28 protein-coding genes are annotated in these 22,645 nt (G+C 69.7%); 16 read left to right on the top strand and 12 right to left on the bottom strand.

The window, feature by feature from the left end; translation table 11 throughout:
- Positions 1–48 precede the first annotated feature (48 nt).
- From ACE3TA_RS09315 to proC, 3 genes are all read left to right on the top strand, one after another.
- A complete protein-coding gene (locus tag ACE3TA_RS09315; protein ID WP_374572858.1) occupies positions 49–282 on the top strand; it encodes an accessory factor UbiK family protein in 234 nt (77 codons plus the stop codon).
- Between the two features lie 146 nt (positions 283–428).
- On the top strand, positions 429–932 hold the full coding sequence (locus ACE3TA_RS09310; RefSeq protein ID WP_374572856.1) for a YbjN domain-containing protein: 504 nt from the start codon (positions 429–431) through the stop codon (positions 930–932).
- A gap of 7 nt (positions 933–939) precedes the next feature.
- Positions 940–1,734, top strand: coding sequence for a pyrroline-5-carboxylate reductase (gene proC / locus ACE3TA_RS09305; protein ID WP_374572854.1), 795 nt, complete (start codon positions 940–942; stop codon positions 1,732–1,734).
- Between the two features lie 4 nt (positions 1,735–1,738).
- Here proC and ACE3TA_RS09300 read toward each other — a convergent pair whose 3' ends face one another.
- Genes ACE3TA_RS09300 through ACE3TA_RS09285 form a run of 4 tightly spaced genes read right to left on the bottom strand, consistent with a single transcriptional unit; the run spans position 1,739 to position 4,719 of the window.
- Positions 1,739–2,167 carry a DUF2147 domain-containing protein gene (locus tag ACE3TA_RS09300; RefSeq protein ID WP_374572852.1) on the bottom strand — a complete coding sequence of 143 codons (429 nt, stop codon included), beginning with the start codon at positions 2,165–2,167 and terminating at the stop codon, positions 1,739–1,741.
- 23 nt (positions 2,168–2,190) lie between these two features.
- Positions 2,191–3,537, bottom strand: coding sequence for an ATP-binding protein (locus tag ACE3TA_RS09295; RefSeq protein WP_374572850.1), 1,347 nt, complete (start codon positions 3,535–3,537; stop codon positions 2,191–2,193).
- The gene (locus ACE3TA_RS09290; protein ID WP_374572848.1) at positions 3,537–4,238 is read right to left on the bottom strand and encodes a response regulator; all 702 of its coding nucleotides are present in this window, start codon (positions 4,236–4,238) and stop codon (positions 3,537–3,539) included. The genes ACE3TA_RS09295 and ACE3TA_RS09290 overlap by 1 nt, the downstream gene beginning before the upstream one ends.
- 4 nt (positions 4,239–4,242) lie before the next feature.
- Positions 4,243–4,719 carry a MarR family winged helix-turn-helix transcriptional regulator gene (locus ACE3TA_RS09285; RefSeq protein WP_374572846.1) on the bottom strand — a complete coding sequence of 159 codons (477 nt, stop codon included), beginning with the start codon at positions 4,717–4,719 and terminating at the stop codon, positions 4,243–4,245.
- A 77-nt stretch (positions 4,720–4,796) separates the two neighbouring features.
- Between ACE3TA_RS09285 and ACE3TA_RS09280 the strand changes: the two genes are divergently transcribed.
- Positions 4,797–5,684: a branched-chain amino acid aminotransferase gene (locus tag ACE3TA_RS09280; RefSeq protein ID WP_374572844.1), complete on the top strand. Its 888-nt coding sequence runs from the start codon at positions 4,797–4,799 to the stop codon at positions 5,682–5,684.
- An 80-nt stretch (positions 5,685–5,764) separates the two neighbouring features.
- On the opposite strand, the gene ACE3TA_RS09275 is transcribed toward ACE3TA_RS09280, so the two are convergent.
- The 5 genes from ACE3TA_RS09275 to ACE3TA_RS09255 all read right to left on the bottom strand — a co-directional run bounded on the left by ACE3TA_RS09275 (position 5,765) and on the right by ACE3TA_RS09255 (position 8,192).
- Positions 5,765–6,175 (bottom strand): DUF4870 family protein, encoded by a 411-nt coding sequence (locus ACE3TA_RS09275; RefSeq protein ID WP_374572842.1) that lies wholly within the window; start codon positions 6,173–6,175, stop codon positions 5,765–5,767.
- 83 nt (positions 6,176–6,258) lie between these two features.
- Positions 6,259–6,606, bottom strand: coding sequence for a dihydroneopterin aldolase (gene folB / locus ACE3TA_RS09270; protein ID WP_374573667.1), 348 nt, complete (start codon positions 6,604–6,606; stop codon positions 6,259–6,261).
- Positions 6,607–6,665: 59 nt separating this feature from the next.
- On the bottom strand, positions 6,666–7,217 hold the full coding sequence (locus ACE3TA_RS09265; protein WP_374572840.1) for a 6-pyruvoyl tetrahydropterin synthase family protein: 552 nt from the start codon (positions 7,215–7,217) through the stop codon (positions 6,666–6,668).
- A gap of 52 nt (positions 7,218–7,269) precedes the next feature.
- Positions 7,270–8,013: an SDR family oxidoreductase gene (locus ACE3TA_RS09260; protein WP_374572838.1), complete on the bottom strand. Its 744-nt coding sequence runs from the start codon at positions 8,011–8,013 to the stop codon at positions 7,270–7,272.
- 41 nt (positions 8,014–8,054) lie between these two features.
- On the bottom strand, positions 8,055–8,192 hold the full coding sequence (locus ACE3TA_RS09255) for a hypothetical protein (RefSeq protein WP_374572836.1): 138 nt from the start codon (positions 8,190–8,192) through the stop codon (positions 8,055–8,057).
- 75 nt (positions 8,193–8,267) lie between these two features.
- Here ACE3TA_RS09255 and ACE3TA_RS09250 point away from each other — a divergent pair, with 75 nt between their 5' ends.
- The 7 genes from ACE3TA_RS09250 (at position 8,268) to ACE3TA_RS09220 (ending at position 15,954) form a co-directional block, all read left to right on the top strand.
- On the top strand, positions 8,268–9,200 hold the full coding sequence (locus tag ACE3TA_RS09250) for an SMP-30/gluconolactonase/LRE family protein (protein WP_374572834.1): 933 nt from the start codon (positions 8,268–8,270) through the stop codon (positions 9,198–9,200).
- A 117-nt stretch (positions 9,201–9,317) separates the two neighbouring features.
- Positions 9,318–10,754: an aldehyde dehydrogenase family protein gene (locus ACE3TA_RS09245; protein WP_374572832.1), complete on the top strand. Its 1,437-nt coding sequence runs from the start codon at positions 9,318–9,320 to the stop codon at positions 10,752–10,754.
- Positions 10,755–10,904: 150 nt separating this feature from the next.
- A complete protein-coding gene (locus ACE3TA_RS09240; protein WP_374572830.1) occupies positions 10,905–12,464 on the top strand; it encodes a long-chain-fatty-acid--CoA ligase in 1,560 nt (519 codons plus the stop codon).
- 30 nt (positions 12,465–12,494) lie between these two features.
- Positions 12,495–13,430 carry an alpha/beta hydrolase gene (locus ACE3TA_RS09235; protein ID WP_374572828.1) on the top strand — a complete coding sequence of 312 codons (936 nt, stop codon included), beginning with the start codon at positions 12,495–12,497 and terminating at the stop codon, positions 13,428–13,430.
- A gap of 134 nt (positions 13,431–13,564) precedes the next feature.
- On the top strand, positions 13,565–14,140 hold the full coding sequence (locus ACE3TA_RS09230) for a TetR/AcrR family transcriptional regulator (RefSeq protein WP_374572826.1): 576 nt from the start codon (positions 13,565–13,567) through the stop codon (positions 14,138–14,140).
- A 38-nt stretch (positions 14,141–14,178) separates the two neighbouring features.
- A complete protein-coding gene (locus ACE3TA_RS09225) occupies positions 14,179–14,466 on the top strand; it encodes a YciI family protein (protein ID WP_374572824.1) in 288 nt (95 codons plus the stop codon).
- Positions 14,467–14,535: 69 nt separating this feature from the next.
- Positions 14,536–15,954 (top strand): protein adenylyltransferase SelO, encoded by a 1,419-nt coding sequence (locus tag ACE3TA_RS09220; protein ID WP_374572822.1) that lies wholly within the window; start codon positions 14,536–14,538, stop codon positions 15,952–15,954.
- Here the strand turns inward: ACE3TA_RS09220 and ACE3TA_RS09215 are convergent.
- The 3 genes from ACE3TA_RS09215 to ACE3TA_RS09205 are packed head-to-tail and all read right to left on the bottom strand — an operon-like array spanning position 15,942 to position 18,328.
- The gene (locus ACE3TA_RS09215; protein ID WP_374572820.1) at positions 15,942–16,841 is read right to left on the bottom strand and encodes a DMT family transporter; all 900 of its coding nucleotides are present in this window, start codon (positions 16,839–16,841) and stop codon (positions 15,942–15,944) included. The genes ACE3TA_RS09220 and ACE3TA_RS09215 overlap by 13 nt on opposite strands.
- Positions 16,834–17,688 carry a tRNA glutamyl-Q(34) synthetase GluQRS gene (gluQRS, locus tag ACE3TA_RS09210; RefSeq protein ID WP_374572818.1) on the bottom strand — a complete coding sequence of 285 codons (855 nt, stop codon included), beginning with the start codon at positions 17,686–17,688 and terminating at the stop codon, positions 16,834–16,836. The genes ACE3TA_RS09215 and gluQRS overlap by 8 nt, the downstream gene beginning before the upstream one ends.
- Before the next feature lie 10 nt (positions 17,689–17,698).
- Positions 17,699–18,328 (bottom strand): TetR/AcrR family transcriptional regulator, encoded by a 630-nt coding sequence (locus ACE3TA_RS09205; RefSeq protein ID WP_374572816.1) that lies wholly within the window; start codon positions 18,326–18,328, stop codon positions 17,699–17,701.
- Positions 18,329–19,262: 934 nt separating this feature from the next.
- On the opposite strand from ACE3TA_RS09205, the gene ACE3TA_RS09200 reads away from it, so the two are divergent.
- The 5 genes from ACE3TA_RS09200 (at position 19,263) to ACE3TA_RS09180 (ending at position 22,559) form a co-directional block, all read left to right on the top strand.
- Entirely contained in the window at positions 19,263–19,823 is a 561-nt protein-coding gene (locus ACE3TA_RS09200) for an HNH endonuclease (protein ID WP_374572814.1), read from the top strand.
- A 140-nt stretch (positions 19,824–19,963) separates the two neighbouring features.
- Complete coding sequence (locus ACE3TA_RS09195) at positions 19,964–21,271, top strand: tyrosine-type recombinase/integrase (RefSeq protein WP_374572812.1); 1,308 nt, start codon at positions 19,964–19,966, stop codon at positions 21,269–21,271.
- A complete protein-coding gene (locus ACE3TA_RS09190; protein WP_374572810.1) occupies positions 21,268–21,867 on the top strand; it encodes a hypothetical protein in 600 nt (199 codons plus the stop codon). Before ACE3TA_RS09195 ends, ACE3TA_RS09190 begins: the two co-directional genes overlap by 4 nt.
- Positions 21,868–21,996: 129 nt before the next feature.
- Positions 21,997–22,227 carry a helix-turn-helix domain-containing protein gene (locus tag ACE3TA_RS09185; RefSeq protein ID WP_374572808.1) on the top strand — a complete coding sequence of 77 codons (231 nt, stop codon included), beginning with the start codon at positions 21,997–21,999 and terminating at the stop codon, positions 22,225–22,227.
- Positions 22,228–22,229: 2 nt separating this feature from the next.
- On the top strand, positions 22,230–22,559 hold the full coding sequence (locus tag ACE3TA_RS09180) for a hypothetical protein (protein ID WP_374572805.1): 330 nt from the start codon (positions 22,230–22,232) through the stop codon (positions 22,557–22,559).
- Positions 22,560–22,645 lie beyond the last annotated feature (86 nt).

Genomic DNA, 22,645 nt, shown 5'->3' with positions numbered 1-22,645 from the left:
GATATAAGGGGCCAATGCGGCCGGAAGGCTGCGCCGAAAGAGCAGTTCATGCAGACACAGAACCCGTTTCTCGACGAAATGGCCAAGCTGACCACGGCGGCCATGGGCCTGGCCCAGAGCGCCGGCGAGGAAGCCAAGGCCGCCTTCCGCGCCCAGGCCGACCGGTTCGCCGCCGAGATGGACCTGATCCGCCGGGAAGAGTTCGATGCGTTGAAGGCCGAGATCGCGGCCTTGCGCGAAGAGGTCGAGGCCCTCAAGGCGGCCAAGGGCAAGAAAGCCTAGACGCATCACAACACACGAATGTGGCTCGCGCTCCGCAAGAAGCCGATGACAGCCGGGGCGCGAAGCAGATTACCTTTGAAAGCGCAGGCGATTCGCGGTCCCGACTGCGGCGCGCCGGGGCTGCACGCGAAAGGACCCTAGGTCTTATGGACATTTCCCAGCCTGACGAAGACGTCGTCCTCGGCCTCGACCCGCTCGATGTCGTCGAACACGTCCTGACGGCCGAGAACCTGCAGTTCGACCGGACCGAGGACGGCGACTTGGCCTTCACCCTGGCCGGCGACTGGAAGGACTACGAGCTGTGGTTCGCTTGGCGGCCGGAAGCCGACTGCCTGCAACTTTGCCTGTCCATCGATCAGAAGATCACGGCCGAGCAGCGGCCGGCGGCCCATGAGTTGATCGCCGTGGTCAATCAGCGCCTGTGGCTCGGACACTTCGAAGTCTGGGACGACGGCGAGATCATCTTCCGGAACGCCATGGCCCTGACCACGGGCGAGCGGCCGACCCTGGCCCAGGCCGCGGCGATGATCGACATCGCCGTGGAGGCGGCCGACCGGTTCTACCCGGCGTTCGACTTCCTGGCGCGGGGCGCGCGCACGCCGGCGGACGCCATCGCCGCCTGCATGTTCGAGACGGTCGGCGAAGCCTGAGCCGACCATGACGCCGATCCTGATGCTGGGCGCTGGCCGCATGGGCGGCGCCCTTGTCGCCGGCTGGCGCGCGGCGTCGGCCTTCGCGCCGGCCGAGCTGATCATCCGCGATCCCCATCCCGGGCCCGAGGCCCAGGCCGCCGCCGCGGCCGGCGCGCGGCTCAATCCGCCGGACGCCGAGCTCGGCGCGGCCAGGACCGTGCTCCTGGCCGTCAAGCCGCAGGTCTGGCGCGAGGTCGCCGCCGAGGTGGCGGGCAAGCTCGCTCCTGACGCGGTGATCGTCTCCATCGCCGCGGGCGTCAGGGCCGCCGACATCGCCGAGGCGTTCGGCGGCCGGCCCGTGGCGCGCGTCATGCCCACCACCGCCGCGGCGGTGCGCAAGGGCACCGCCTCGATCTATTCGGCCGATCCCGCCGCCGCCGAGCGCGCCGCGGCCCTGCTCTCGCCCGTCGGCGCGGTGGTGCGCCTGGCCGACGAGGAGCTGATGCACGCGGCCACGGCCGTCTCCGGTTCGGCGCCGGCCTACTTCTACGCCTTCGTCGAGGCCCTGGAGGCCGCCGGCCATGCGGCCGGCCTCACCGAGGCGGCCTCGGCCGAGCTCGCCCGCTCGACCATGGTCGGCGCCGCCGCCCTCCTGGCCGAAAGCGGCCAGCCGCCGGCCGATCTTCGCCGCCAGGTCACCTCGCCGGGCGGCACCACCCAGGCCGCTTTGGACGTGCTGATGGGCGAGGACGGCCTGGGCCCGCTGCTGCGCCATGCGGTGGCCGCCGCGGCCCGGCGCTCGCGGGAGCTGGGCGGCTGATCCCCTAGTCGGCCCGGGTCCAGGTCTGCGCCTTGCAGGCCACCGACACGCAGCCTTCCACCTTCAGCGTGCCGTCCGGATTGGCGCTCAGCTTGGAGGCGTAGGTCCGGCCGGTCTTCGGATCGTAGATCTTGCCGCCGGTCCAGCGGCCCGCCGTGGCGGCCTTGAAGTCGCTGATCATCACCAGGCCGACGATCGGGCGCGAGCGCAGCGCCGGGTCGGGGTTGGCCTGGTCGGTGAGGGGCTTGCCCGCCTTGTCCAGCGGCGCCTTCAGCCACACCACCGTGCCGCACAGGGAGGCGGCGCAGGGGGCGACCTTGACCTTGGCCGCCCCGTCGGGGGTCAGCCAGACGCCCTGCGCCGGATCGGCGGCGTGGGCGGCGCCCGCGGCGGCCAGGGCGGCGGCGAGGGGCAGGAAGGCGAGGGGTTTCATGGGGCCGGCTCTCCGTCGGGGGCTTATCCGGGCAATCGGACCACGGCTCTGAGGCCGCCAAGTGGCGAACGGTCCAGGGTCACGTCGCCGCCGTGGCCGCGCGCCACGTCGCGGGCGATGGCCAGGCCCAGGCCCACGCCCTTGGCGTTCTGGTTGCGCGCCTCGTCCAGGCGGCTGAACGCCTTGAAGGCGTCCTCGTAGCGGTCCTCGGGAATGCCGGGGCCGTCGTCGTCGACGATGATCTCCACCCCGCCGGCGGGCCGGGCGTGGGCGGCCACCTCCACGGTGTGGCCATGGTCGGCGGCGTTCATCACCAGGTTGGACAGCGCCCGCTTGAAGGCCACCGGCCGCACCGCCGCGGTCAGCTCCGGGTCGGCGGCCACCGTCACCTTCGCCCCGGCCCGTTCGGCGCCGGCCCCCACCTCGTCGATCAGGCCGCGCAGGCGGATGGTCTCGACGGCCTCGCCGCCCTCGCCGCGGGCGAAGGCCAGGTACTCGTCGATCATGTGCTCCATCTCGGCCAGGTCGCGCTTCATCTCGGCCGTGCGCCGGCCCGGTTCGGCCAGCGCCAGCTCCAGCTTCAGCCGGGTGAGCGGCGTGCGCAGGTCGTGGCTCACCGAGGCCAGGAGCGCGGTGCGCTGTTCGATGTGGCGCTGGATGCGCGACTTCATGGCCAGGAACGCGTGGGCGGCCTTCCTCACCTCCTTGGCGCCGTGCGGCTTGAAGCTCGGCGCGTCGGCGCCCCGGCCGAAGGCCTCGGCCGCGTCGGCCAGCCGCTCGATGGCCCGCACCTGGTTGCGGATGAACAGGATGGCGATGGTGGTCAGAAGGATGGTGGCCACCGTCATCCACAGGATGAAGATGTGGCCCTGGGTGGCGAAGGCCCGGTCTCGCGGCGCCAGGATGCGCATCACCCCGCCCGGCAGCAGCACGCGGATGTCCACGTAGGCGGGATAGCGGGTGGTGTCGAACCAGAAGGGCGCGTCCAGCCGCTCCGACAGCGCCCGCTGCATGGACCGGTCGATGGGCGCGAACAGCGAGGGCCGGCGGTTCACGGGCAGGGTGCGGCCCGGCTGGAAGGCGATGGACAAGCTGAGCGATTCCTCGGCCCGCTTGGTCAGGGTCTCGAAGGCCGCCGGGCTCGGATCGTCCTGATAGCTCTCCACGGCCCAGGCGACCTCGCCGGCCAGGCCGTCGGACAGGCGGCTGGTCACCGTCTCCCAGTGGGCGTCGAAGAACACCCACGTCACCGCGATCTGCATCAGGGCGACCGGCAGCACGATGATCAGCAGCGAGCGGCCGAACAGCGACTTGGGCGTCTGCCGCTTGATCCAGCGCCCGACGATCTTGCTCGAAAAGCGCAGGCGCATCAGTCGGGCGCCAGCAGATAGCCCACGCCCCGCACGGTCTGCAGGTAGCGCGGCGCCTTGGGGTCGTCCTCGATCTTGCGGCGCAGGCGGGTCACCTGCACGTCCACCGCCCGGCCGGAGGGATCGACCGTCTCCTTGGCCAGTTCCAGCCGGTCTACCGGCTCGTGCGGGCTGCGCGCCAGGCGCTTGAGCAGGGCCACCTCGCCCTCGGTCAGGCGCACCGGCCCGTCCTCGCTGGTCAGCTCGCCGCGCTCGGCGTCGAATCGGCAGCGGCCGAGCTGGATCGGCCCGTTGGCCGCGGCCGGCCGGCCGTTGGAGCGGCGCAGGATCGCCTCGATGCGCAGCAAGAGCTCCTCCGGCTCGAACGGCTTGGCCAGGTAGTCGTCGGCCCCCAGCTTCAGCCCCTCGATCCGGTCCTCGGCCAGGCCCCGGGCCGTGAGCATCAGCACCGGCGTGCGTCCCGGCGCGCCCGAGCGCTCGCGCAGCCAGCGGGTCAGCGAGAAGCCGTCCTCGCCGGGCATCATCACGTCGAACACCGCCAGGTCGAAGTCCAGGGTCTCCATCAGCTTGCGCGCGGCCGCGCCTCCCGGCGCGGTGGTCACGCGGAAGCCCGCCCGGGCCAGGTATTCCTTCAGGAGCCCGCGGATGCGGTCGTCGTCGTCGACGATCAGCAGGTGGCGTGCCTCGCGCGCCTCGTCCATTCCGTCACCTTCCAGGTCCCCGCAGGCGCGAACCGGCCAGGGCGGACAGAATCCGCCGCGCGCCGGCCACGCCGTCAAGGCCGCCCGTGCGATAGGCCCGTCCCAACAGGCCGCGCAAGCGCTCGGCGACCCGCTCTTCGAAGGCCGCGCCGGCCTCGGTCAGCCGCGCGGCGCGGCGCCGCCCGTCCAGGTCGCCAGCGGATTTCGCCGCCAGCCCCTTGGCCTCCAGGTCCACCAGGATGCGGCTGGCGGCCTGTTTCGACAGGCTGGTCAGGTGCGCCAGCTCCTGCACGCCGACGCCCGGCCGGCGCTTCAGCAGGAACGCCGCGCGCCAGTGCGAGCGGCCAAGGCCCAGGCCCTCGGCCTCCAGCGCCGTGTCCACCGCCGACCAGATCGCCGCCTCGGCCAGGAGCAGCGTCTCCAGGCCGGCGTCGAGCTCGTCCTCGTGCAGGATCAGCCGGGGGTCGGGACCGACGCTCACGTTCCATATCCATTTTGTTTGACGTCGCGCCCGCGCGGGTCTGTAAGGGGGGCGCATTGAAAGGAGGCTTTTCGCCTATGTCTCTTGTTCCCTTCGACGATCGCGACGGTTGGATCTGGCTGGACGGCCAGTTCGTGCCCTGGCGCGAGGCGAAGGTGCACGTATTGACCCACGGCCTCCACTACGCCTCGGCGGTGTTCGAGGGCGAGCGGATGTACGGCGGCGAGATCTTCAAGCTGACGGAGCATACCAAGCGTCTGTTCAAGTCGGCCGAGATCCTCGACTTCGAAATCCCGTTCACGGTGGCCGAGATCGATCAGGCCTGCAAGGACGCCTGCGCCAAGAACGGCCTCACCGACGCCTACATCCGCCCCATCGCCTGGCGCGGCTCTGAGATGATCGGCGTGTCCGCTCAGAACACCAAGATCCACGTGGCCATCGCCGTGTGGGATTGGCCGAGCTACTTCAGCCCGGAGGAAAAGGCCAAGGGCATCCGCATGTGCTGGGCCAAGTACAAGCGCCCTTCGGCCGAGACCGAGCCGGTCCACGCCAAGGCCACGGGCCTGTACATGATCTGCACCATCTCCAAGCACGCTGCGGAGAAGCAGGGCTACACCGACGCGATGATGCTCGATTATCGCGGCTACGTGGCCGAGAGCACCGGCTCCAACGTGTTCTTCATCAAGGACGGGGTGCTGCACACGCCGATCCCGGACTGCTTCCTGAACGGGCTCACCCGTCAGACGGTCATCGAGCTGGCCCGCTCCAAGGGCTTCGAGGTGATCGAGCGCCACATCAAGCCCGAGGAGCTGACCGGCTTCACCGAGTGCTTCGTGGTCGGCTCGGCGGCCGAGGTCACCCCGGTCGCCCAGATCGGCGAGTACACCTTCACGCCGGGCAACATCTCGCTCAGCCTGATGGACGACTACGCCAAGATGGTCCGCCGCCAGCTCGTCTCGGCCTAGGGCCGGGCGGGTCTCGACAAAACACAAGGGCCGCCGGCGACGGCGGCCCTTTTTCTTTGCCCGCGAAAGCGGTCCGGCCCCTAGACGAGCCAGGTGTAGGGCCGCGGATGGGCCTCGTCGCGGGCCAGGTAGATCAGGCCGATGATGCAGCGCACCACGAACCAGACGCCCAGCAGGCTCAGGATCATCACGCCCAAGAGGAACGGCGGGATGCCGATCAGGATGATCGACAGGATCGCGCCCACGCCCACCAGAAGGCCGCCGATCAGGCACCACGCCAGCCCCATCCAGAAGGTCCGGATCAGGAACTCGTAGTGGGTGCGCATCTTCGGGCCGGCGTTGTCCTTGCTGACGTAGGCCAGGATCAGACCCAGGATGACGGTGAGCCCGTTGGCCAGGCCCACGAGATAGAGCGCATAGGTCACGGCCGGCAGGACCTTGTCCTCGCTGGCGGCGGTGGCGGCGGGTTCGACAGTCACAGGGTCGCTCATGGGGACCTCCGTTTCAGAGCTTGACCCATGATGTGGCGCGTTTTCGGGCCGGCGCCAGTTTAATTCGCGTCCATGTTTACGGCCTAGCTGCGGACGACGGTGATCTCCACGCCCGCGCCGCCCGCGTCTGGCGCCAGCGCCAGGGGCTTGTCCACGCGGATGCGCGCGCGCGTCACCCTGGGGTCGGCCAGGCAGGCGTGGGCCAGCCGCTCGGCGAAGGTCTCCACCAGCAGGAAATGGCCGTGGGCGGCGATCTCGCGGGCGGCCTCGGCGATGACCTCGTAGTTGATCGTGTCGGCCAGCCGCTTGGCGCCGGCGGTGGGCACGTCCAGCTCGGCGTCGATGATCAGCGGCTGGGTGCGGCCGTGCTCGCGGTCGTAGACGCCGATCTGCGCCTCGATCTTCAGGTTGGTGACGAAGACCTTGGTCATGACGGTGCGATAGTCCGGCGCGGCCGGCGCTTCGTCGTCGCTCCGGGGCTGGGGCGCGCTCATTGGTCCTCCCAGGCCGTCGGCGAGAGCAGGTCGTTCAGGCTGGGATCGGCCCGCCGCGCCCAGGCGCCCGGCGCCCAGCCGCCGCCGTGGGCGGCCCAGTCGTCGGCGCTCAGCACCACCCGGTTGGTGGGCGTCTCCTGGATCGCCACCCGCTCGGCGGCGAAGACCCCGCCGTCCGCCTCCAGGAAGGCCGTCAGTTTCAAGAGGAAGGCCACGGCCAGGGCCTCGGTGGTCGGATCGCCCTCGAACAGCATCAGCCGGGTCAGCCGCTCCGGCTCGTGCTCGCGGAAATAGGCGGCCAGCGGGTCGGCCGCGTTGAGCTGGAAGGCGTGGTCGACCTGGTTGTCGATCCAGCGGTGCCAGCGGCCCTTGGCCCGCTCGAACGAGGCGGCCATGTTCGACCCGCCCAGGTCCAGCGGGCGCGTGGGCTTCAGCCGCGCCGTCACCACCTCGTCGTGGCCGTGCGGCGTCAGGCACTTCGACGAAGGATCGGCGAGCAGGCGGTGCGCCATCGAATAGCGCCGCGAGAACTCCAGGCGTACGACCATGTCGCCCTCAGGCGGCCTCGAAGGATTGAACGGCGCGGGACAAACCGGGCTCCTACGGACGCCAGGCCAGGTGCTGGCCGGCGTCGACGGCGATCATCTGGCCCGTCACCGACGTAGCGTCAATGAGGTAGCGCAGCGCATGGCCGATATCGGTCGGCGAGACGCTCTTCTGCAGCAGCGTGCCGGCCGCTTCGCGCGCGAAGGCCTCGCCGTCCTGGTGCACCGAGGGCAGGGTGGGGCCCGGTCCGATGGCGTTCACCCGCACCCTGGGGGCCAGGGCCTGGGCCATCATCTGCGTCGCCGCCCACAGCGCGGCCTTGGACACCGAATAGCTGAAGAACTCCGGCGTCGGCCGCCAGACCCGCTGGTCCAGGATGTTGACGATCAGCCCGCCGCGCTCCTCGCGCACCCGCCGGGCGAAGGCCTGCGCCAGCACCAGCGGCGCGCGCAGGTTGGTCTCCATGTGCGCGTCCCAGGAGGCGCGGTTCATGGTCGTGAAGGAATCGTCGTCGAACACCGAGGCCGAGTTGACCAGCAGGGTCACCGGGCCGAGCTCGGCTTCGGCGTTGCTCACCAGGGGGGCGGTGGCCGCCTCCTGGCGCAGGTCGCAGGCGAACAGCGTCGCCTTGCGGCCCCGCGCGCGCACCTCCGCGGCGGCGGTCTCGGCGTCGTCGTCGATCGCACGGCAATGGATGGCCACGTCGAAGCCTGCGTCGGCGCAGGCCAGCACCATGGCGCGGCCCAGCCGTCGCGAGCCGCCGGTCACCAGGGCCGCTCCCCGCTCGCGGTCAGCCAAGGCCCGGTCGCTCCGCCTGCGCCCGCTTGGGGCGCGCGGCGTCAGTCAATCCGGCCGAACTCATAGAGGTTCAGCGCGCCGATCACGACGACGAAGGCGAGGATGACGAGGATCGCGGACATGGGCGGCTCCCGGGAAAGCTTTTGACGGGCTTTAGCGATGCTTTCCGTTCGCGGCAAGCTTGTCGAACCGTCGCAGGCCGGGCCAAGGTTCGCCGCCAGACGCCGACAAGGCGCGCCCGGAGGAAGACGTCCATGCCGCTCAGCCCCATTTCCGCCTCTGCGTTCGAGAAGATCGCCGTGGGCATAGACCGTCCCGAGGACGTGGTCGTCGGCCCGGACGGCCGCGTCTTCGCCTCCGACCACCAGTGCGCCGTGGCCGAGATCTTCCCCGACGGCTCGTTCAAGCGCCTGGGTCCGCCCGGCGGCGCGCCCAACGGGATCAACATGGATGGGCAGGGCCGGGTGGTGATCGCCAACTTCGGCATCTACGACCGCCAGGAGGGCCCGCTCGAGCGGTTCGATCCGAAGACCGGCGCGCGCGCGACCCTGCTCGCCGAGGTCGGCGGCAAGCGGCTCACCTCGGCCAACTATCCGGTGATCGACCGCGCCGGGAACATCTGGTGCGCCAACTCCACCCACGCGGAGACCTGGCCCCAGGCGCTGGACGGGCGCGCTGACGGCTTCCTCTTCGTGCTGCGCGCAGACGGCTCGTCCGAGATCCTCGCCGAGGGGCTGAAGTTCCCCAACGGCCTGGCCATGTCCGCCGACGAGCGGTTCCTCTACTGCGCCCAGACCAGCGGCGCGGACGTGCTGCGCTTTGCGGTGCTCGACGGCGCCCGGCTCGGCCCCGGCGAGCGCTACGGGCCGGTGCTGGGCAAGCTGCAGCTTCCCGACCAGCCGGGCGTCGACCACAACGAGCTCGGCTACACCGACGGCGTCGGCCTGGACGCGGAGGGGAACCTCTGGGTCTGCCTGCCCGCGGCCAACAAGGTGGTGGCGATCACGCCCGGCGGCCAGGTGGTCACGGTGATCCACGATCCGGGCGGCGAGACGGTCAATCACCCCACCAACGTCACCTGGGGAGGGCCGGACCTGAGGGACCTCTACATCGGCTCGATCCGGGCGAATTACGTGCTGAAAGCCCGCTCGCCGGTTGCGGGACAGCCGCACGTACATCAACTGTAGCGCGGCGGGGACTTCCCCCCTGAACGCTGATCACTAAAATGCTTGTTTGAAGCCGGGCGGGCTCTCGCGCCGGCGATCCAAAGAACGACACGAACCGAAATGGTCCAGGAGGACGTCATGCGCGAGTACCTGAAATTCTACATCGACGGCCAATGGGTCGATCCGGTCGAGCTGAAGACGCTCGACGTGATGAACCCGGCCACCGAGGAAGTCGCCGGCAAGATCGCCCTGGGTTCCGCCGCTGACGTCGACAAGGCCGTCAAGGCCGCCAAGAAGGCGTTCGTCACCTGGTCGCAGACCTCCCGCGAAGAGCGCATCGACGTGCTCAACCGCATCCTGGCCGAGTATCAGAACCGCTTCGGCGACCTGGCCGTGGCCGTCACCGAGGAAATGGGCGCGCCGGCTTCGCTCGCCCAGCGCGCGCAGGTGCCGATCGGCATGGGCCACCTGGGCACCGCCGTGGCCGTGCTGAAGGACTTCGCGTTCGAAGAGCTGCGCGGGATCACCATGATCCGCAAGGAGCCGATCGGCGTGTGCGGCTTCATCACCCCCTGGAACTGGCCGCTGAACCAGATCGTCTGCAAGGTGGCGCCGGCCATCGCCACGGGCTGCACCATGGTGCTCAAGCCCTCGGAAGTGGCGCCGTTCTCCGGTCAGATCTTCGCCGAGATCATGCATGCGGCCGGCGTGCCGGCGGGCGTGTTCAACCTGGTCCACGGCGACGGCCTGGGCGTGGGCGTGCCGCTCTCCAGCCACCCGGACGTGGACATGGTCTCCTTCACCGGCTCGACCCGCGCCGGCATCGAGGTGGCCAAGAACGCCGCCCCGACCGTCAAGCGCGTGTCCCAGGAGCTGGGCGGCAAGAGCCCGAACATCGTCCTGGACGACTCGGTGTTCGCCAAGAGCGTGGCCGCCGGCGTGCGCCACGTGATGAACAACTCCGGCCAGTCCTGCAACGCGCCCACCCGCATGCTGGTGCCCTCCAAGCGCATGGGCGAGGCGATCGCCGCGGCCAAGGAAGCGGCCGAGTCGGTCACCGTGGGCGATCCGAACGGCAACTTCATGATGGGCCCGGTGGTCTCCGAGGTTCAGTTCAACAAGATCCAGGGCCTGATCCAGAAGGGCATCGACGAGGGCGCCACCCTGGTCGCCGGCGGCGTCGGCCGTCCGGAAGGCTTGGACAAGGGCTACTACGTGAAGCCCACGGTGTTCGCCAACGTCACCAATGACATGACGATCGCTAAGGAAGAGATCTTCGGCCCCGTGCTGTCGATCCTCGGCTACGACAGCCTCGACCAGGCCATCGAGATCGGCAACGACACCGAGTACGGCCTTGCCGGCTACGTGAACGGCGCCGATATCGAGGAAGCCCGTCGCGTCGCCGCGCGCATCCGCGCCGGTCAGGTGGTCATCAACGGCGCCAGCGACATGATGGCGCCGTTCGGCGGCTACAAGATGAGCGGCAACGGCCGCGAGTGGGGCGACTTCGCCTTCCACGACTTCCTGGAGATCAAGGCGGTGATCGGCTACGCGCCGAAGGAAGCCGCCGAGTAAGCGTTCCGGACCAAGGCGTTCCGGGCAGGGGAGCCAAGCGGCCCTCCGTCCGGCCCGCCGCCGTTCGACAAGAGCCTTGGGCGGGATCGAGAGGTCCCGCCCTGAGGGCCCGGGCCCCGGCGGGGCGAAGACATACGGGGAGGAGGCGTCATGAGTGCAGGGATCGGCTGCGTCGCCGACGTGGCCCGCAGTCACGCCATGGATCGGCCGGACGCCGTGGCCATGTGGTTCGAGGGCCGCTCGACCACCTTTTCCGAATTCGACCGGCTGTCCTCCCGGTGCGCCAACGCGCTGATCGCCGCGGGCGTGCGGCCCGGCGACAGGGTGGGCGTGCTGGCCAAGGGCTCCGATGACTTCTACGTGCTCTGGTTCGGCTGCCTGAAGGCCCGCGCGTGCCTCACGCCGGTGAACTGGCGCCTGGCGCCGCCGGAGATCGCCTTCATCGTCAAGGACGCCGGCTGCCGGCTGATGGTCTGCGGCGCCGAGTACGCCGAGGTCGTGGCCGGCCTGCCCGAGGCCTGCCCGGACCTGACGACCGTCGTGCAATTCGAGCCGGGCCACGAAAGCTGGCCGTCGTTCCGCGAGTGGATCGGCGCGGCGTCCGACGCCGATCCGCGCCTTGCGTCCCAGCCGGACGACGACGCCATCCAGCTCTACACCTCCGGCACCACCGGCCTGCCCAAGGGGGTGCAGCTCACCGAGGCCAACTACATGGCCGTCTTCGCCTCGGCGGGTCAGGCCTGGGCCAATTTCGAACCCGGCGAGGTGGTGCTGGTGGCCATGCCCCTGTTCCACGTGGCCGGCGCCAACCTCGGCATGCTCAGCCTCTACTACGGCGCCAAGGCGGTGATCCTGCGCGAGGTCGATCCGGCGCTGATCCTGCGCCTCATCGGCGAGCACGGGATCAAGCACGCCTTCCTCGTCCCGGCGCTGATCAACATGCTGTTGCAGCATCCTGAGCTGCCGGCCGCCGACGTCTCCAGCCTGGAGCAGGTCTACTACGGCGCCTCGCCCATCGCCGAGGACGTGCTGTTGCGCGCCCAGAAGGCGTTCGGCGCCGGCTTCACCCAGCTCTACGGCCTGACCGAGACCATCGGCGGCGGCGCCTATCTGTCGCCCGAGGCGCACGATCCGGCCCGCGGCAAGCTGCGCTCCTGCGGGGTCGCCGCGCCGGGCTACGAGGTGCGCGTGCGCGCGGCCGGCCGCGACGCCGAGCCGCTCGAGGTGGGCGAGATCCAGATCCGCTCGGCCGGGGTGATGAAGGGCTACTGGAACCGCCCGGAGGCCACCGCCGAGGCGATCGACGCCGAGGGCTGGTTCAAGACCGGCGACGCCGGCTTCTTCGACACCGACGGCTTCCTGCACATCCACGACCGGGTGAAGGACATGATCGTGTCCGGCGGCGAGAACGTCTATCCGGCCGAGGTGGAGAACGCCCTGTTCTCGCATCCGGCCGTGGCCGACGCCGCCGTGATCGGCGTGCCCGACGAGCGCTGGGGCGAGGCGGTCAAGGCGATCGTCGTCCTGCGGCCGGGCGCGGAGGCGTCCGCCGACGAGATCATCGCCCACTGCCGCACCCAGATCGCCGGCTACAAGGCCCCCAAGTCGGTGGACTTCGCGGACGTGCTGCCGCGCAACCCCTCCGGCAAGGTGCTGCGCCGCGAGCTGCGCGCGCCCTTCTGGGAAGGCCGCGGCCGGCAGGTGGCCTGACTTTCAGTACCCTCACGGATGGACGCTTCCATGGACCCCCACATCAAGGCGATGCTCGAAGAACAGGCGGCCCGCACGGCCGGCCAGCAGATGCCGCCGCTCGACATGATCCCGCCGGAGATGATCCGCGCCAACTACCAGACCGAGCGCAAGGCGGTGAACCAGGGCGCGCCCAAGGACGTGGCGACCAAGGACATCACCGTCGAAGGCGCGGCGGGCCCGATCCCGGCGCGGCTCTACACCCCGGCCGGCGCCCCGGCCGTGACGCCCGGCCTCGTCTATTTCCACGGCGGCGGCTTCGTCATCGGCGACCTTGAGACCCACGACGGCCATTGCCGGCGCCTGGCCGCCTTCGCCGGCGTGCGGGTGCTGGCCGTCGACTACCGCCTGGCGCCGGAGCATCCGTTCCCCGCCAGCCATGACGACGCCCTGGCCGCCACCAAATGGGTCTTCGACCACGCCGCCGAGATCGGCTTCGATCCGGCCCACGTCGCGGTCGGCGGCTGCTCGGCGGGCGGCAACCTCGCCGCCTCGGTCTCCATCGACCTGAAGGACGACCCCAAGCGCCGGCTGGCCTTCCAGCTCCTGCTCTATCCGGGCATCTGGCCCGACGAGGAGACCCAGTCGCGCAAGGACCTGGACGGCCCGCTGCTCACCAAGGAAGTGCTCGCCTGGTTCGAAAAGCACCTGGGCGCCCACGGCCACCCGCAGATCGCCCGCGTGGCCCTCGACAAGGCCAAGGATCTCGCCGGCCTGCCGCCCGCGCTGATCGTCACCGCCGGTTACGACCCGCTGAAGGACGAGGGCCGCGACTACGCCCGCCGCCTGGAAGCCGCCGGGGTGAAGGTCTCCCATGTCGAGTACTCGAACATGGTCCACGACTTCTACATCCTGGGCGACGTCTCCCCGGCCGTGGTCGACGCCGCCAAGGAGACCGCCGCGACCCTGAAGGCCGCCCTGGCCTGACGGGCTTGCGTGGGTGGCTCGTCCCACCCACGCCACGCCTTGACATCCCTAGGACGATTGTCCTAATCGCCGCTCTAGGTCAATTGTCCTAGGGCGTGCGTCCGCGCGGGCCGGAACGCGGAAAGGGTGTGTCGATGAGCGCGGAGGCCACTCGGCGGCAGATCGTGGAGGCGGCGGACGACCTGTTCTACCGGCAGGGTTTCGACCACACCTCCTTCGCCGACATCGCCCAGGCGGTGGGCCTGTCGCGCGGCAATTTCTACTATCATTTCAAGACCAAGGACGAAATCCTCGGCGAGGTGATCGCCCTGCGCCTGCAGACGACCCAGGCCATGCTCGACGCCTGGGAGGCGCAAGGCGAGGACCCCGCCCAGCGCATCGCCAGCTTCATCGAGATGCTGATCGCCAACCGCGCCCAGATCATGCTGCACGGCTGTCCGGTGGGCACGCTCTGCGGCGAGCTCGCCAAGCTGGACCATGCCGCCCAGGGCCGGGCCGCCGAGGTCTTCTCCCTGTTCCGCACTTGGCTGGCCCGCCAGTTCGCGCTGATGGGCGCGGGCGCCGAGGCCGACCGGCTCGCCATGCACCTGCTCGCCCGCAGCCAGGGCGTCGCCGCCCTCGCCAGCGCCTTCCGCGACGAGGCCTTCATCCGCCAGGAGGTGGACCAGATGCACGCCTGGATGGCGGCCTGCGCGGCCTCGCAGGCCTGACCGCCATCTCTAAAGCCACGCCAAGCCCAGGAGCGCCCATGTACGTCGTCCTCTTGAAGTTCGCCCAGAACAAGGCCCGCGCCCCGGCGCTGATGGAGGGCCACAAGGCCTGGATCCAGCAGGGCCTCGACGACGGCGTCTTCCTCGTCGTCGGCAGCCTGCAGCCCGCCGCCGGCGGCGCGATCCTGGCCCACGGCGCCTCGCCCGCCGAGCTCAAGGCCCGCGTCGACGAGGACCCCTTCGTCCAGGAGGACGTGGTCAGCGCTGAAATCCTCGAAATCGCCCCGAACCGCGCCGACCCGCGCCTGGGGTTCCTCTTGGGGTAGGGCGGGAGCCTCCGTCACCCCGCCGGTGTCCGTGCTTGCCCCCCGCGCCCGCGGGCCCCATGTGAAGGGATGCCTGTTTCCGCCGCCTACCGTCCCGATCCGCAGTTTCCCGCGCTGGGTCCGGACTTCGCCGATCCGGTGGCGGCGGCGAAGTTTCCTCAGACGCTCCTGCGCTTCCGCAACGACCGCGCGGCCGCCAGCGTCGGGCTCGACGCCCTGACCGACGAGGAGTGGATCGCCCACTTCGGCCGCTTCGAGCCCCTGCCGGACAACATCAATCCGCCGCTGGCCCTGCGCTATCACGGCCACCAGTTCCGCGTTTACAACCCCGAGCTCGGCGACGGCCGCGGCTTCCTGTTCGCCCAGATGCGCGAGGCCGGGACCGACCGGTTGCTCGACCTGGGGACCAAGGGCTCGGGCCAGACGCCCTGGTCGCGCCAGGGGGACGGCCGGCTCACCCTGAAGGGCGGCGTACGCGAGGTGCTGGCCACGGCGATGCTGGAGGCGCTGGGCGTGCCCACCTCCAGGTCCTTCTCGCTGATCGAGACGGGCGAGGCGCTCTGGCGCGGCGACGAGCCCAGCCCCACGCGCTCGTCGGTGCTGGTTCGCCTGTCGCACAGCCACGTGCGTTTCGGCTCCTTCCAGCGCCACGCCTATGTGGAGGCCCGCGACCGTATCGGCGCGCTGATCGACTACAGCCTGTCCCAGTTCTACCCCGAGCGCCACAACGCCCCCGATCGCGCGACGGCCCTGCTGGAGGCCGCCGTGGAGCGCTCGGCGCATCTGGCCGGCCGCTGGATGGCCGCCGGCTTCGTCCACGGGGTGCTCAACACCGACAACATGAACATCACCGGCGAGAGCTTCGACTACGGGCCCTACCGCTTCCTGCCGCGCAACGATCCGGGCTTCACGGCGGCCTATTTCGACCAGACCGGCCTCTACGCCTTCGGCCGCCAGCCCGAGGCGGTGTTCTGGAACCTGCAGCAGCTCGGCGGCGCCTTCACCCTGGTCGCCGATCGCGAGCCGCTGGTGGACGCGCTGAACCGCTTTCCGCCGGCCTATCGCCGCGCGCTTTCGGCCGCCGTGCTGGCGCGCCTCGGCGTCAGGTCGCGCACGCCGGAGCTCGACGCGGCCCTGGTCAATGCCGCCTTCCGCGCCCTGGCCTCCGGCGGCGAGCCGCTGCGCTGGGAGCCCTTCTTCTTCGACTGGTTCTGCGCCGACGAGGCGCGCGCCCTGGCCGGGCTCCGCGGCGAGATCTACCGGCAGGAGGGGTTCGCCGATTTCCGCCGCCTGTTGGTTGAGGCCGAGCCGGACCGGCCGGAGCGGCTCCAGGCGGCCTATTTCGCCCGGCCCGAGCCGGAGGAGCTGCTCTACGACGAGATCGAGGCGATCTGGGCGGAGATCGCCGAGCGCGACGACTGGACCGCCTTCGAGGCCAAGCTCGCCGCCATCGAGGCTGCGCGCCTGGCCTGGGGCTACGCGGCCTGAGCCTTGGCGGGCCGTGAGGCCCATTGCGCCAGGACGATCCCGGCCAGGGCCACCGCCCCGCCCACCGCCTGCCAGGGGCCCAGCATCTCGCCGAACAGCATCCAGCCCAGCAGCGCGGCGACCACCGGTTGCACCAGCACCACCACCGAGGCGGTGGACGCCGGCAGCCGCCCGAGCGCCCAGGCGATGGCGCCCTGGCCGCTCACATGCACCACGCCCAGTCCCAGGCAGGCGGCCCAGCCGCCCAGGCCCAGCGGCAGCAGGCGTTCGCGCATGATCAGCGCCGCGGCCACCAGGATCGGCAGGGCCGACAGCGTCGACCAGAACATCACCCGCATCGCCCCGTCCGTGCGCCGCGCGCGGCCGACCGCCAGCATGTAGAGCGCGTACCACAGGGCCGTCGCCGCCGAGGACAGGTCGCCGATCAGCGGCGCCTTGCCGGGCGCGCCGCCCTTGGCCGCGGCCATGATCCAGGCGCCGGAGACGGCCACCACCACCGCCAGCAGGAACATCCGCTCCGGCCGTTGCTTGAAGACGATCCAGGCGATGGCCGTGACGATCAGCGGGGTCAGGTTGGCCAGCACCGTGGCGTTGGCCACCGAGGTCAGGGCGATGCCGTAGTGCCAGAACACCAGGTCCAGGGCGAACATCGCCCCGGCGATCAGGGCGGCCCGGCCCGGCGGGGCGAAGGCGTCGCGGGCGGCCCGCGCGTTCATCGCCGCCAGGATCGGCAGGGCGAAGGCCATGCGCCAGAAGCCGGTCGCCGCCGGCCCCGCGCCGGTCAGCCGCACCAGGATCGGGGCGCAGGCGATGATGCAGGCCCCGCCGATCAGGGCGGCCAGACCCGCCCATCGCCCGTCGGCCGGCCGTTCAGCGATGTCAGTCAAGGCCCAGCTCCCCCCGAAGCGCCGCGGCGGTCACGCCCCGCGCGCGCAGCTCGCGCAAGGTCTCGGCCCGATCGCGCTTGGCGAAGCGCTTGCCGTCGGGCCCGACCAGCAGCCGGTGATGGCGATAGACCGGAGCGGGCAGGTCGAGCAAGGCCTGCAACAGCCGCTGCACGTGGGCGGCCTCGAACAGGTCCTGGCCACGGATCACGTGGGTGACTTCTTGCAGCGCGTCGTCCACCACCACGGCCAGGTGGTAGGCCACGCCCACGTCCTTGCGCGCCAGCACCACGTCGCCGCCAAGCTCCGGCCGGGCGCGGATCAGGCCGCGCTCGCCGCCGGGGCCCTCGCCTTCCTCGACGAAGCTCAGCGCCTCGAAGCCGCCCAGCCGCTCGCGCGCGGCGTCCAGCGACAGCCGCCAGGCGTAGGGCGCGCCGGCCACCAGCCGTTCGGCCTCCTCGTCGGGGGCAAGGGGGCTGCCGCGATAGGCTTCCATGGCGCCGTGCGGGGCGCTCTCTATCGCCTGGGCGATCTCCTTGCGGGTGCGAAAGCAGCGGTAGACGAGACCTTGCGCACGCAGGCGCTCCAGCGCCGCCATGTAGTCGTCCATATGCTCGGACTGGCGGCGCACCGGCTCCTCCCAGTCCAGGCCCAGCCAGGCCAGGTCCTCCAGGATCGCCGCCTCGAACTCGGGCCGGCAGCGGGTGCGGTCGATGTCCTCGATGCGCAGCAGGAAGCGCCCGCGCGCCTCATGCGCGGCGCGATGGGCCGTCAGGGCCGAAAAGGCGTGGCCCCGGTGCGGGTATCCGGTGGGAGAGGGGGCGAAGCGGGTGACGAAGCGGTCGCTCACCCGGCCGGGTTTAGTCGTCCAGGCCCCTGGCGAACAGGCCCATGTGTTCGAACACGCCGCGCAGGAAGGCTTCCTCCCCGCCCAGTTCGGTCTTCAGGTGTTCGAATTGCTTGAAGCTGGCCATCTCGGCCAGGCCGTGGGCGGCGCACCAGGAGGCCACGGTGGCCAGCTCCAGGCCGATCTTGTCGGTGGGATCGGCGCCGGCCTCCACCAGGGCGTCGCGCACCCGGCAATAGGCGCTGTCGTTGTCGGCGTGCACGTGCTCGGGCAGGGCGGCCTTGTCGCGCGACTGGTCGTACATCACCCGATAGAGCGCCGGGTTGCCCCGGGCGAAGCGCACATAGGCCACGCCCAGCGAGGCCATGCGTTCGCGCACCGACCGCGCGCCGCCGCCGGCCGCCTTCAGCGCGTCGTCCAGCATCTCCCAGCCCTCGTGCGCCACGGCGTCCAAGAGCTCGGCCTTGTCCTTGAAGTGGTGGTAGGGCGCGGCCGGGCTGACGCCGGCCTCCCGCGCCACGGCCCGCAGCGACAGGGCCGAGGGGCCTTCCGATTCCAGCAGCCGGCGCGCGGCGTCGATCAGGGCGCGGCGAAGGTCGCCGTGGTGATAGGGCCTGGATTCGGCGGCTGCAGTTTCTCTCATGGCAGGCACTCTAAATCTCAATCTGGGCGCCGTAAAGATATCTTGACGCCGTTTAGATAATTGCTATCTTAGCACCGTTCAAATGATCAAACCCCCGCTCCCCCGGGGGATCCGACTGAAAGGTGTGTGTCATGTCTCTCGCTCGTCTCTCCGTTTTCGAACGGGTCTTCGACCGGGCCGCCGCCCCGGTGTTCCTGGCCCTCGGCGCCGCGCTGACCGCTGGCGTGCTGAGCCTGGGCGTCTAAGCCCGATCTCTCCAGAACAAGTCCGCCAAGGGGGTCCTTCGGGGCCCCCTTCTCATTTTGGCCTCCAGCTTTCCCAAGTCCCCCGGCGGCCAGCCATGCATTTCTGCATATCGATACGCCGTAAATTTATATCTTTACGCTGCTCAGATAAGTGCTATCTAAACGCTGTCCAGATGGACGAGCCGACGCCCTCGGGCGTCAGACGAAAAAGGAAACGAAAATGTCTCAAGTCCGCAGCCCCCGCCTTGGCCGCCTCGCCGACCTGGTCTCCCCGGTCGTGCTGGTCTTCATCAGCCTGGCCCTCGGCGGCGCCGTCGCCGTGGTCGGCGCCTGAGCCGGCCCCGCTCCAACCCCCGCTTTCAAGGAACCTCCCATGTCCGTCCAATCGCTCCCCCGCTTCGAACGCGCCTTCGACGCCGTCTCGTCCGTCGCGCTCGTCCTGATCAGCCTGGCCCTGGCCGGCGCCGTGGCCGTCGTCGGCGGCTGACCGCCGCCGCGGCGCGCACCGTGCGACATTCGCGCCGCTGTGGCGCCTGGGTCATGGAGCTGTCGTCGAATCGCTCCTATGTTCCTGGTGCGCCGAGGCTCGCAGCCTGCGAACCCCGGAGGGCGTTTCGCGGAAGGGGGCCTGGTCTTCAGTCTTCACGCGTATCCCATAGGGCCGTCAGGGCCCGTTCCGGGGGCCGGCCATGCAGGTGCTTAGTCATCCGCCGTCCGGCTGGCCCGCGTTGGTGCTCAACGCCGACTATCGCCCGTTGAGCTACTATCCCCTGTCGCTATGGCCGTGGCAGGAGGTGATCAAGGCGGTGTTCCTCGACCGCGTGGACGTGGTGTCCACCTACGATCAGGTCGTCCACTCGCCGTCCTTCGAAATGCGCCTGCCGAGCGTGGTCTGCCTCAAGCACTACGTGGCCCAGGACCGGCCGCCGGCCTTCACCCGCTTCAACCTGTTCCTGCGCGACAGCTTCTCCTGCCAGTACTGCTCGGCGGGCGAGGACCTGACCTTCGACCACGTGATCCCCCGCTCGCGCGGCGGGCGCACCACCTGGGAGAACATCGTCACCGCCTGCGCGCCGTGCAATCTGACCAAGGGCGGGCGCACCCCCCGCGAGGCGGGCATGCACCCCTTCGCCCGTCCCCGCCGGCCCACCGCCCACGAACTGCAGGACCGCGGCCGCCGCTTCCCGCCCAACCACCTGCACGAAAGCTGGCTCGACTACCTCTACTGGGACATCGAGCTGGAGGCTTAGGGCGGCACCGAGCGGAACGGGCGTCATGTGTCCGTTGATCTTCAAGGTCTTTCGCCGGTACCATGCGGCATGTAGCGGAACAGCGGTCACCTCGACTGTGGTGACCGCGTGGTGACCGGTAAACTTGGCGGTGGCGCGGCATGGCGAAAGAACAGGGGCGGGTCGCCCGCCTGACGAAGCGCACAGTCGATGCTGTGACGAAGCAGGCCGAGCGCCTCATCATCTGGGACGCCGACCTCAAGGGCTTCGGCCTGCGCGTCGAGCCCAGCGGCTCCAAGACCTTCATTGTTCGCTATCGCGTTGGGGGCGGTCGTCGCGGCACGCGGCGGCAGTTCAAGATCGGCAGCTACGGGAAGCTGACGCCTGACCAGGCCCGGGCGAAGGCCGAGGAGATCCTGGCGCAGGTTGAGCTCGGACAAGACCCCCAGGCTGAGCGCGCGAAGGCGCGTGAAGCGCTGACCGTGGCCGAGCTCTGCGATCTCTACCTGAAGGAAGGCGTGGCGACGAAGAAGGCCAGCACGATCGCGCTGGATCGGATCCGGATCAACGGCCACATCAAGCCGCTGATCGGCGCCCGGAAGATCACCGAGCTGGGCAAGGGCGAGGTCGAGCGGATGATGGCCGACATCGCGGCTGGTCGCGTCAAACCTAAGGCTGCGCCGGTCGCCGACTTGGGCGATTGCAGCGACAAGACGAAGGAGCCTGGCAGCCGAGCCAGAGGTGGCCAAACTGCAGCGACCAAGTCGGTCAAGTTACTCGGCGCCGTCTTCAAGTTCGCGATCGGGCGGAAGCTATGTGCGGAGAACCCGTGTGTCGGCGTGAAGGTGTTCGCCGACACTCGTCGCGAGCGCTTCCTATCGCCGGCCGAACTTGGGCGGCTGGGTGATGCACTCACGGCCGCTGAGGCCGACGGCGCGTTGCCGGCGCATGTGGCGATCATCCGGCTCCTCGCCCTCACTGGCGCCCGGAAGAATGAGATCGCACGGCTGCGCTGGTCCGAGGTCGACGCCGAGCGCGGTCTGTTGCGGCTCGAGGACAGCAAGACCGGCCCCAGGCCAGTCAGGCTTGGCGCCGCAGCGTTGGAGGTGTTGAGCCAGGTTGTCAGGACGAAGAGCCCCCACGTCTTCCCGGATCCCCGCGATCCATCGCTGCCGGTCAGAAACCTGGACTGGGCCTGGGTCGGGGTTCGGAAGCGAGCCGGGCTGGACGATGTTCGAATCCACGACCTGCGCCACAGCTTCGCCAGCATCGGCCTTGCCGGCGGCCAAGCGCTGCCCCTGATCGGCAAGCTCCTAGGGCATTCTCACGTCGCCACGACAGCAAGATATGCTCACCTTGCCGATGACCCCTTGCAGACTGCTGCTGATCGAATCTCCAGCCAAGTAGCGGCGGCGCTCGCGGGCACCGCGGCCGAGGTCGACCCAATTAGAAAGGTCGGTCAGCCATGAGCGCGCGGCCTGAATCCCAGGATCCTGATGAGTTCTATGACCTGGACATGGAGCTATTGCAGGAATGGGAGGACCGTGAAGCTGGCGACCTCAACGAACTCGGTGAGGGGTTCTATTCGTTCGTCGAGGACAAAATTTGCCATCAGGCGAGCGTGATCGAACTTCCACACCCAAGCCACGTCTCGCACCCGCTTCTTGCCCTGCAAGGACCTGAAGGCCTTGCTGCCAAGTCGGCGATTGAAGCCACGGCCGCGCTTAATCAGTTGGTGGATAGCCTTCAGGACGATTGGCCCCGTCTGCGCCTCGTCCTTGAACTAGCAAACGGAGCTGCGGGGGCCGGCTTTTGGTTGGGCATACAAGCGAGGCGTGCACCTGAAGACCGTCCAGAGAATGGCCCATCTCAGAACGGCCGCAGGCGTACCGAAGCGGCGTCGCGAGCAAGAACGAACTGGGAGAGGCTGGCCGTTGCCGAGGAGATCTGGCGTCAGAACCCCGATTGGGCCCCGCATCGGGTCGCACGAACGGTGGCCGATCGGATCGGAGGCGACGTCAGCTCGATCTTTCGGTCCATTCGCAAATTGAAACCTGGCGCCTGACATTCGTCACGGTCGCCATGACGTTCGTGACGCCTGGACGGTCGTCATTACGTCGAGCGGCATAGAGCGGCACGCTTGCGCTCCATTGCTTCAACCGGATGGGCCGGTTGAGTTGGAGGGAGTGCAAGAATGCGAGAAGCAACGGCGGCTCTCGGTGGGGCGGAAGATTGCTATCTCGACACTCTGGAGACCGCGCGTCTCCTGAACGTGTCGGAGCGCCACCTACGGAATCTGCGGGTAAGGGGCGGCGGTCCTCAGTTTGTGAGGGTCGGCCGTGCAATCCGGTACCGCAAGAGCGGTGTCTTCGAATGGGCTGAGAACAGGTGTCTCGTCTCGACTTCTGAACGCGCGGCGGCCTGACCATGGCGCCGCACCGTGCGACGGCCGCAGAAGGCCGCCCGCTCCCGCCGAACATCCGGCGCGAGCGAGAATGCCTGAGCCCCATAGGCTATCCCGAGCTGGTGTCGGCCGCGGTCGTGGACCTGCGGACCATGGCGCACCGTCCCCGCGGTGATCTGTCTGGGATCGACCACCTGGCCCGTGCAGCCTCGATGTCCCGGCACGACGCTTGGGACGAGGCGCTTCGCTATCAGCGCCGCGCCGGCGTGCTGGACACCTCCGCGTATCGTGGGCTGGCCGACATCTACCGGGCCCGGGCCGACTACTACTTCGACCGCGCGATGGGGGGGTGATGTTTGACTCCCAACGACGAAAGGCCGCCCCAGGACAGAGCGGCCTCCCAAGACCTTGCGGTCGTGTCAGCTTGGCGGTTGACCAC

It is taken from the genome of Phenylobacterium sp. (genome assembly GCF_041916435.1).
GTDB lineage: Bacteria > Pseudomonadota > Alphaproteobacteria > Caulobacterales > Caulobacteraceae > Phenylobacterium.
The sequence above is the reverse complement of the archived record's forward strand: the minus strand, read 5'-3'. Positions and strand labels throughout refer to the sequence as shown.

Bases quoted from the DNA above. Each gene is read 5' to 3' on its own strand.
- ACE3TA_RS09200 (WP_374572814.1), top strand. From the start codon at position 19,263: ATGCAGGTGCTTAGTCATCCGCCGTCCGGCTGGCCCGCGTTGGTGCTC.
- ACE3TA_RS09290 (WP_374572848.1), bottom strand. From the start codon at position 4,238: ATGGACGAGGCGCGCGAGGCACGCCACCTGCTGATCGTCGACGACGAC.
- ACE3TA_RS09310 (WP_374572856.1), top strand. From the start codon at position 429: ATGGACATTTCCCAGCCTGACGAAGACGTCGTCCTCGGCCTCGACCCG.
- ACE3TA_RS09190 (WP_374572810.1), top strand. From the start codon at position 21,268: ATGAGCGCGCGGCCTGAATCCCAGGATCCTGATGAGTTCTATGACCTG.
- folB (WP_374573667.1), bottom strand. From the start codon at position 6,606: ATGACCAAGGTCTTCGTCACCAACCTGAAGATCGAGGCGCAGATCGGC.
- ACE3TA_RS09275 (WP_374572842.1), bottom strand. From the start codon at position 6,175: ATGAGCGACCCTGTGACTGTCGAACCCGCCGCCACCGCCGCCAGCGAG.
- ACE3TA_RS09230 (WP_374572826.1), top strand. From the start codon at position 13,565: ATGAGCGCGGAGGCCACTCGGCGGCAGATCGTGGAGGCGGCGGACGAC.
- ACE3TA_RS09235 (WP_374572828.1), top strand. From the start codon at position 12,495: ATGGACCCCCACATCAAGGCGATGCTCGAAGAACAGGCGGCCCGCACG.
- ACE3TA_RS09250 (WP_374572834.1), top strand. From the start codon at position 8,268: ATGCCGCTCAGCCCCATTTCCGCCTCTGCGTTCGAGAAGATCGCCGTG.
- ACE3TA_RS09240 (WP_374572830.1), top strand. From the start codon at position 10,905: ATGAGTGCAGGGATCGGCTGCGTCGCCGACGTGGCCCGCAGTCACGCC.
- ACE3TA_RS09300 (WP_374572852.1), bottom strand. From the start codon at position 2,167: ATGAAACCCCTCGCCTTCCTGCCCCTCGCCGCCGCCCTGGCCGCCGCG.
- ACE3TA_RS09185 (WP_374572808.1), top strand. From the start codon at position 21,997: ATGCGAGAAGCAACGGCGGCTCTCGGTGGGGCGGAAGATTGCTATCTC.
- ACE3TA_RS09225 (WP_374572824.1), top strand. From the start codon at position 14,179: ATGTACGTCGTCCTCTTGAAGTTCGCCCAGAACAAGGCCCGCGCCCCG.
- ACE3TA_RS09280 (WP_374572844.1), top strand. From the start codon at position 4,797: ATGTCTCTTGTTCCCTTCGACGATCGCGACGGTTGGATCTGGCTGGAC.
- ACE3TA_RS09195 (WP_374572812.1), top strand. From the start codon at position 19,964: ATGGCGAAAGAACAGGGGCGGGTCGCCCGCCTGACGAAGCGCACAGTC.
- ACE3TA_RS09265 (WP_374572840.1), bottom strand. From the start codon at position 7,217: ATGGTCGTACGCCTGGAGTTCTCGCGGCGCTATTCGATGGCGCACCGC.
- ACE3TA_RS09220 (WP_374572822.1), top strand. From the start codon at position 14,536: ATGCCTGTTTCCGCCGCCTACCGTCCCGATCCGCAGTTTCCCGCGCTG.
- ACE3TA_RS09315 (WP_374572858.1), top strand. From the start codon at position 49: ATGCAGACACAGAACCCGTTTCTCGACGAAATGGCCAAGCTGACCACG.
- proC (WP_374572854.1), top strand. From the start codon at position 940: ATGACGCCGATCCTGATGCTGGGCGCTGGCCGCATGGGCGGCGCCCTT.
- ACE3TA_RS09245 (WP_374572832.1), top strand. From the start codon at position 9,318: ATGCGCGAGTACCTGAAATTCTACATCGACGGCCAATGGGTCGATCCG.
- ACE3TA_RS09180 (WP_374572805.1), top strand. From the start codon at position 22,230: ATGGCGCCGCACCGTGCGACGGCCGCAGAAGGCCGCCCGCTCCCGCCG.
- ACE3TA_RS09295 (WP_374572850.1), bottom strand. From the start codon at position 3,537: ATGCGCCTGCGCTTTTCGAGCAAGATCGTCGGGCGCTGGATCAAGCGG.
- ACE3TA_RS09205 (WP_374572816.1), bottom strand. From the start codon at position 18,328: ATGAGAGAAACTGCAGCCGCCGAATCCAGGCCCTATCACCACGGCGAC.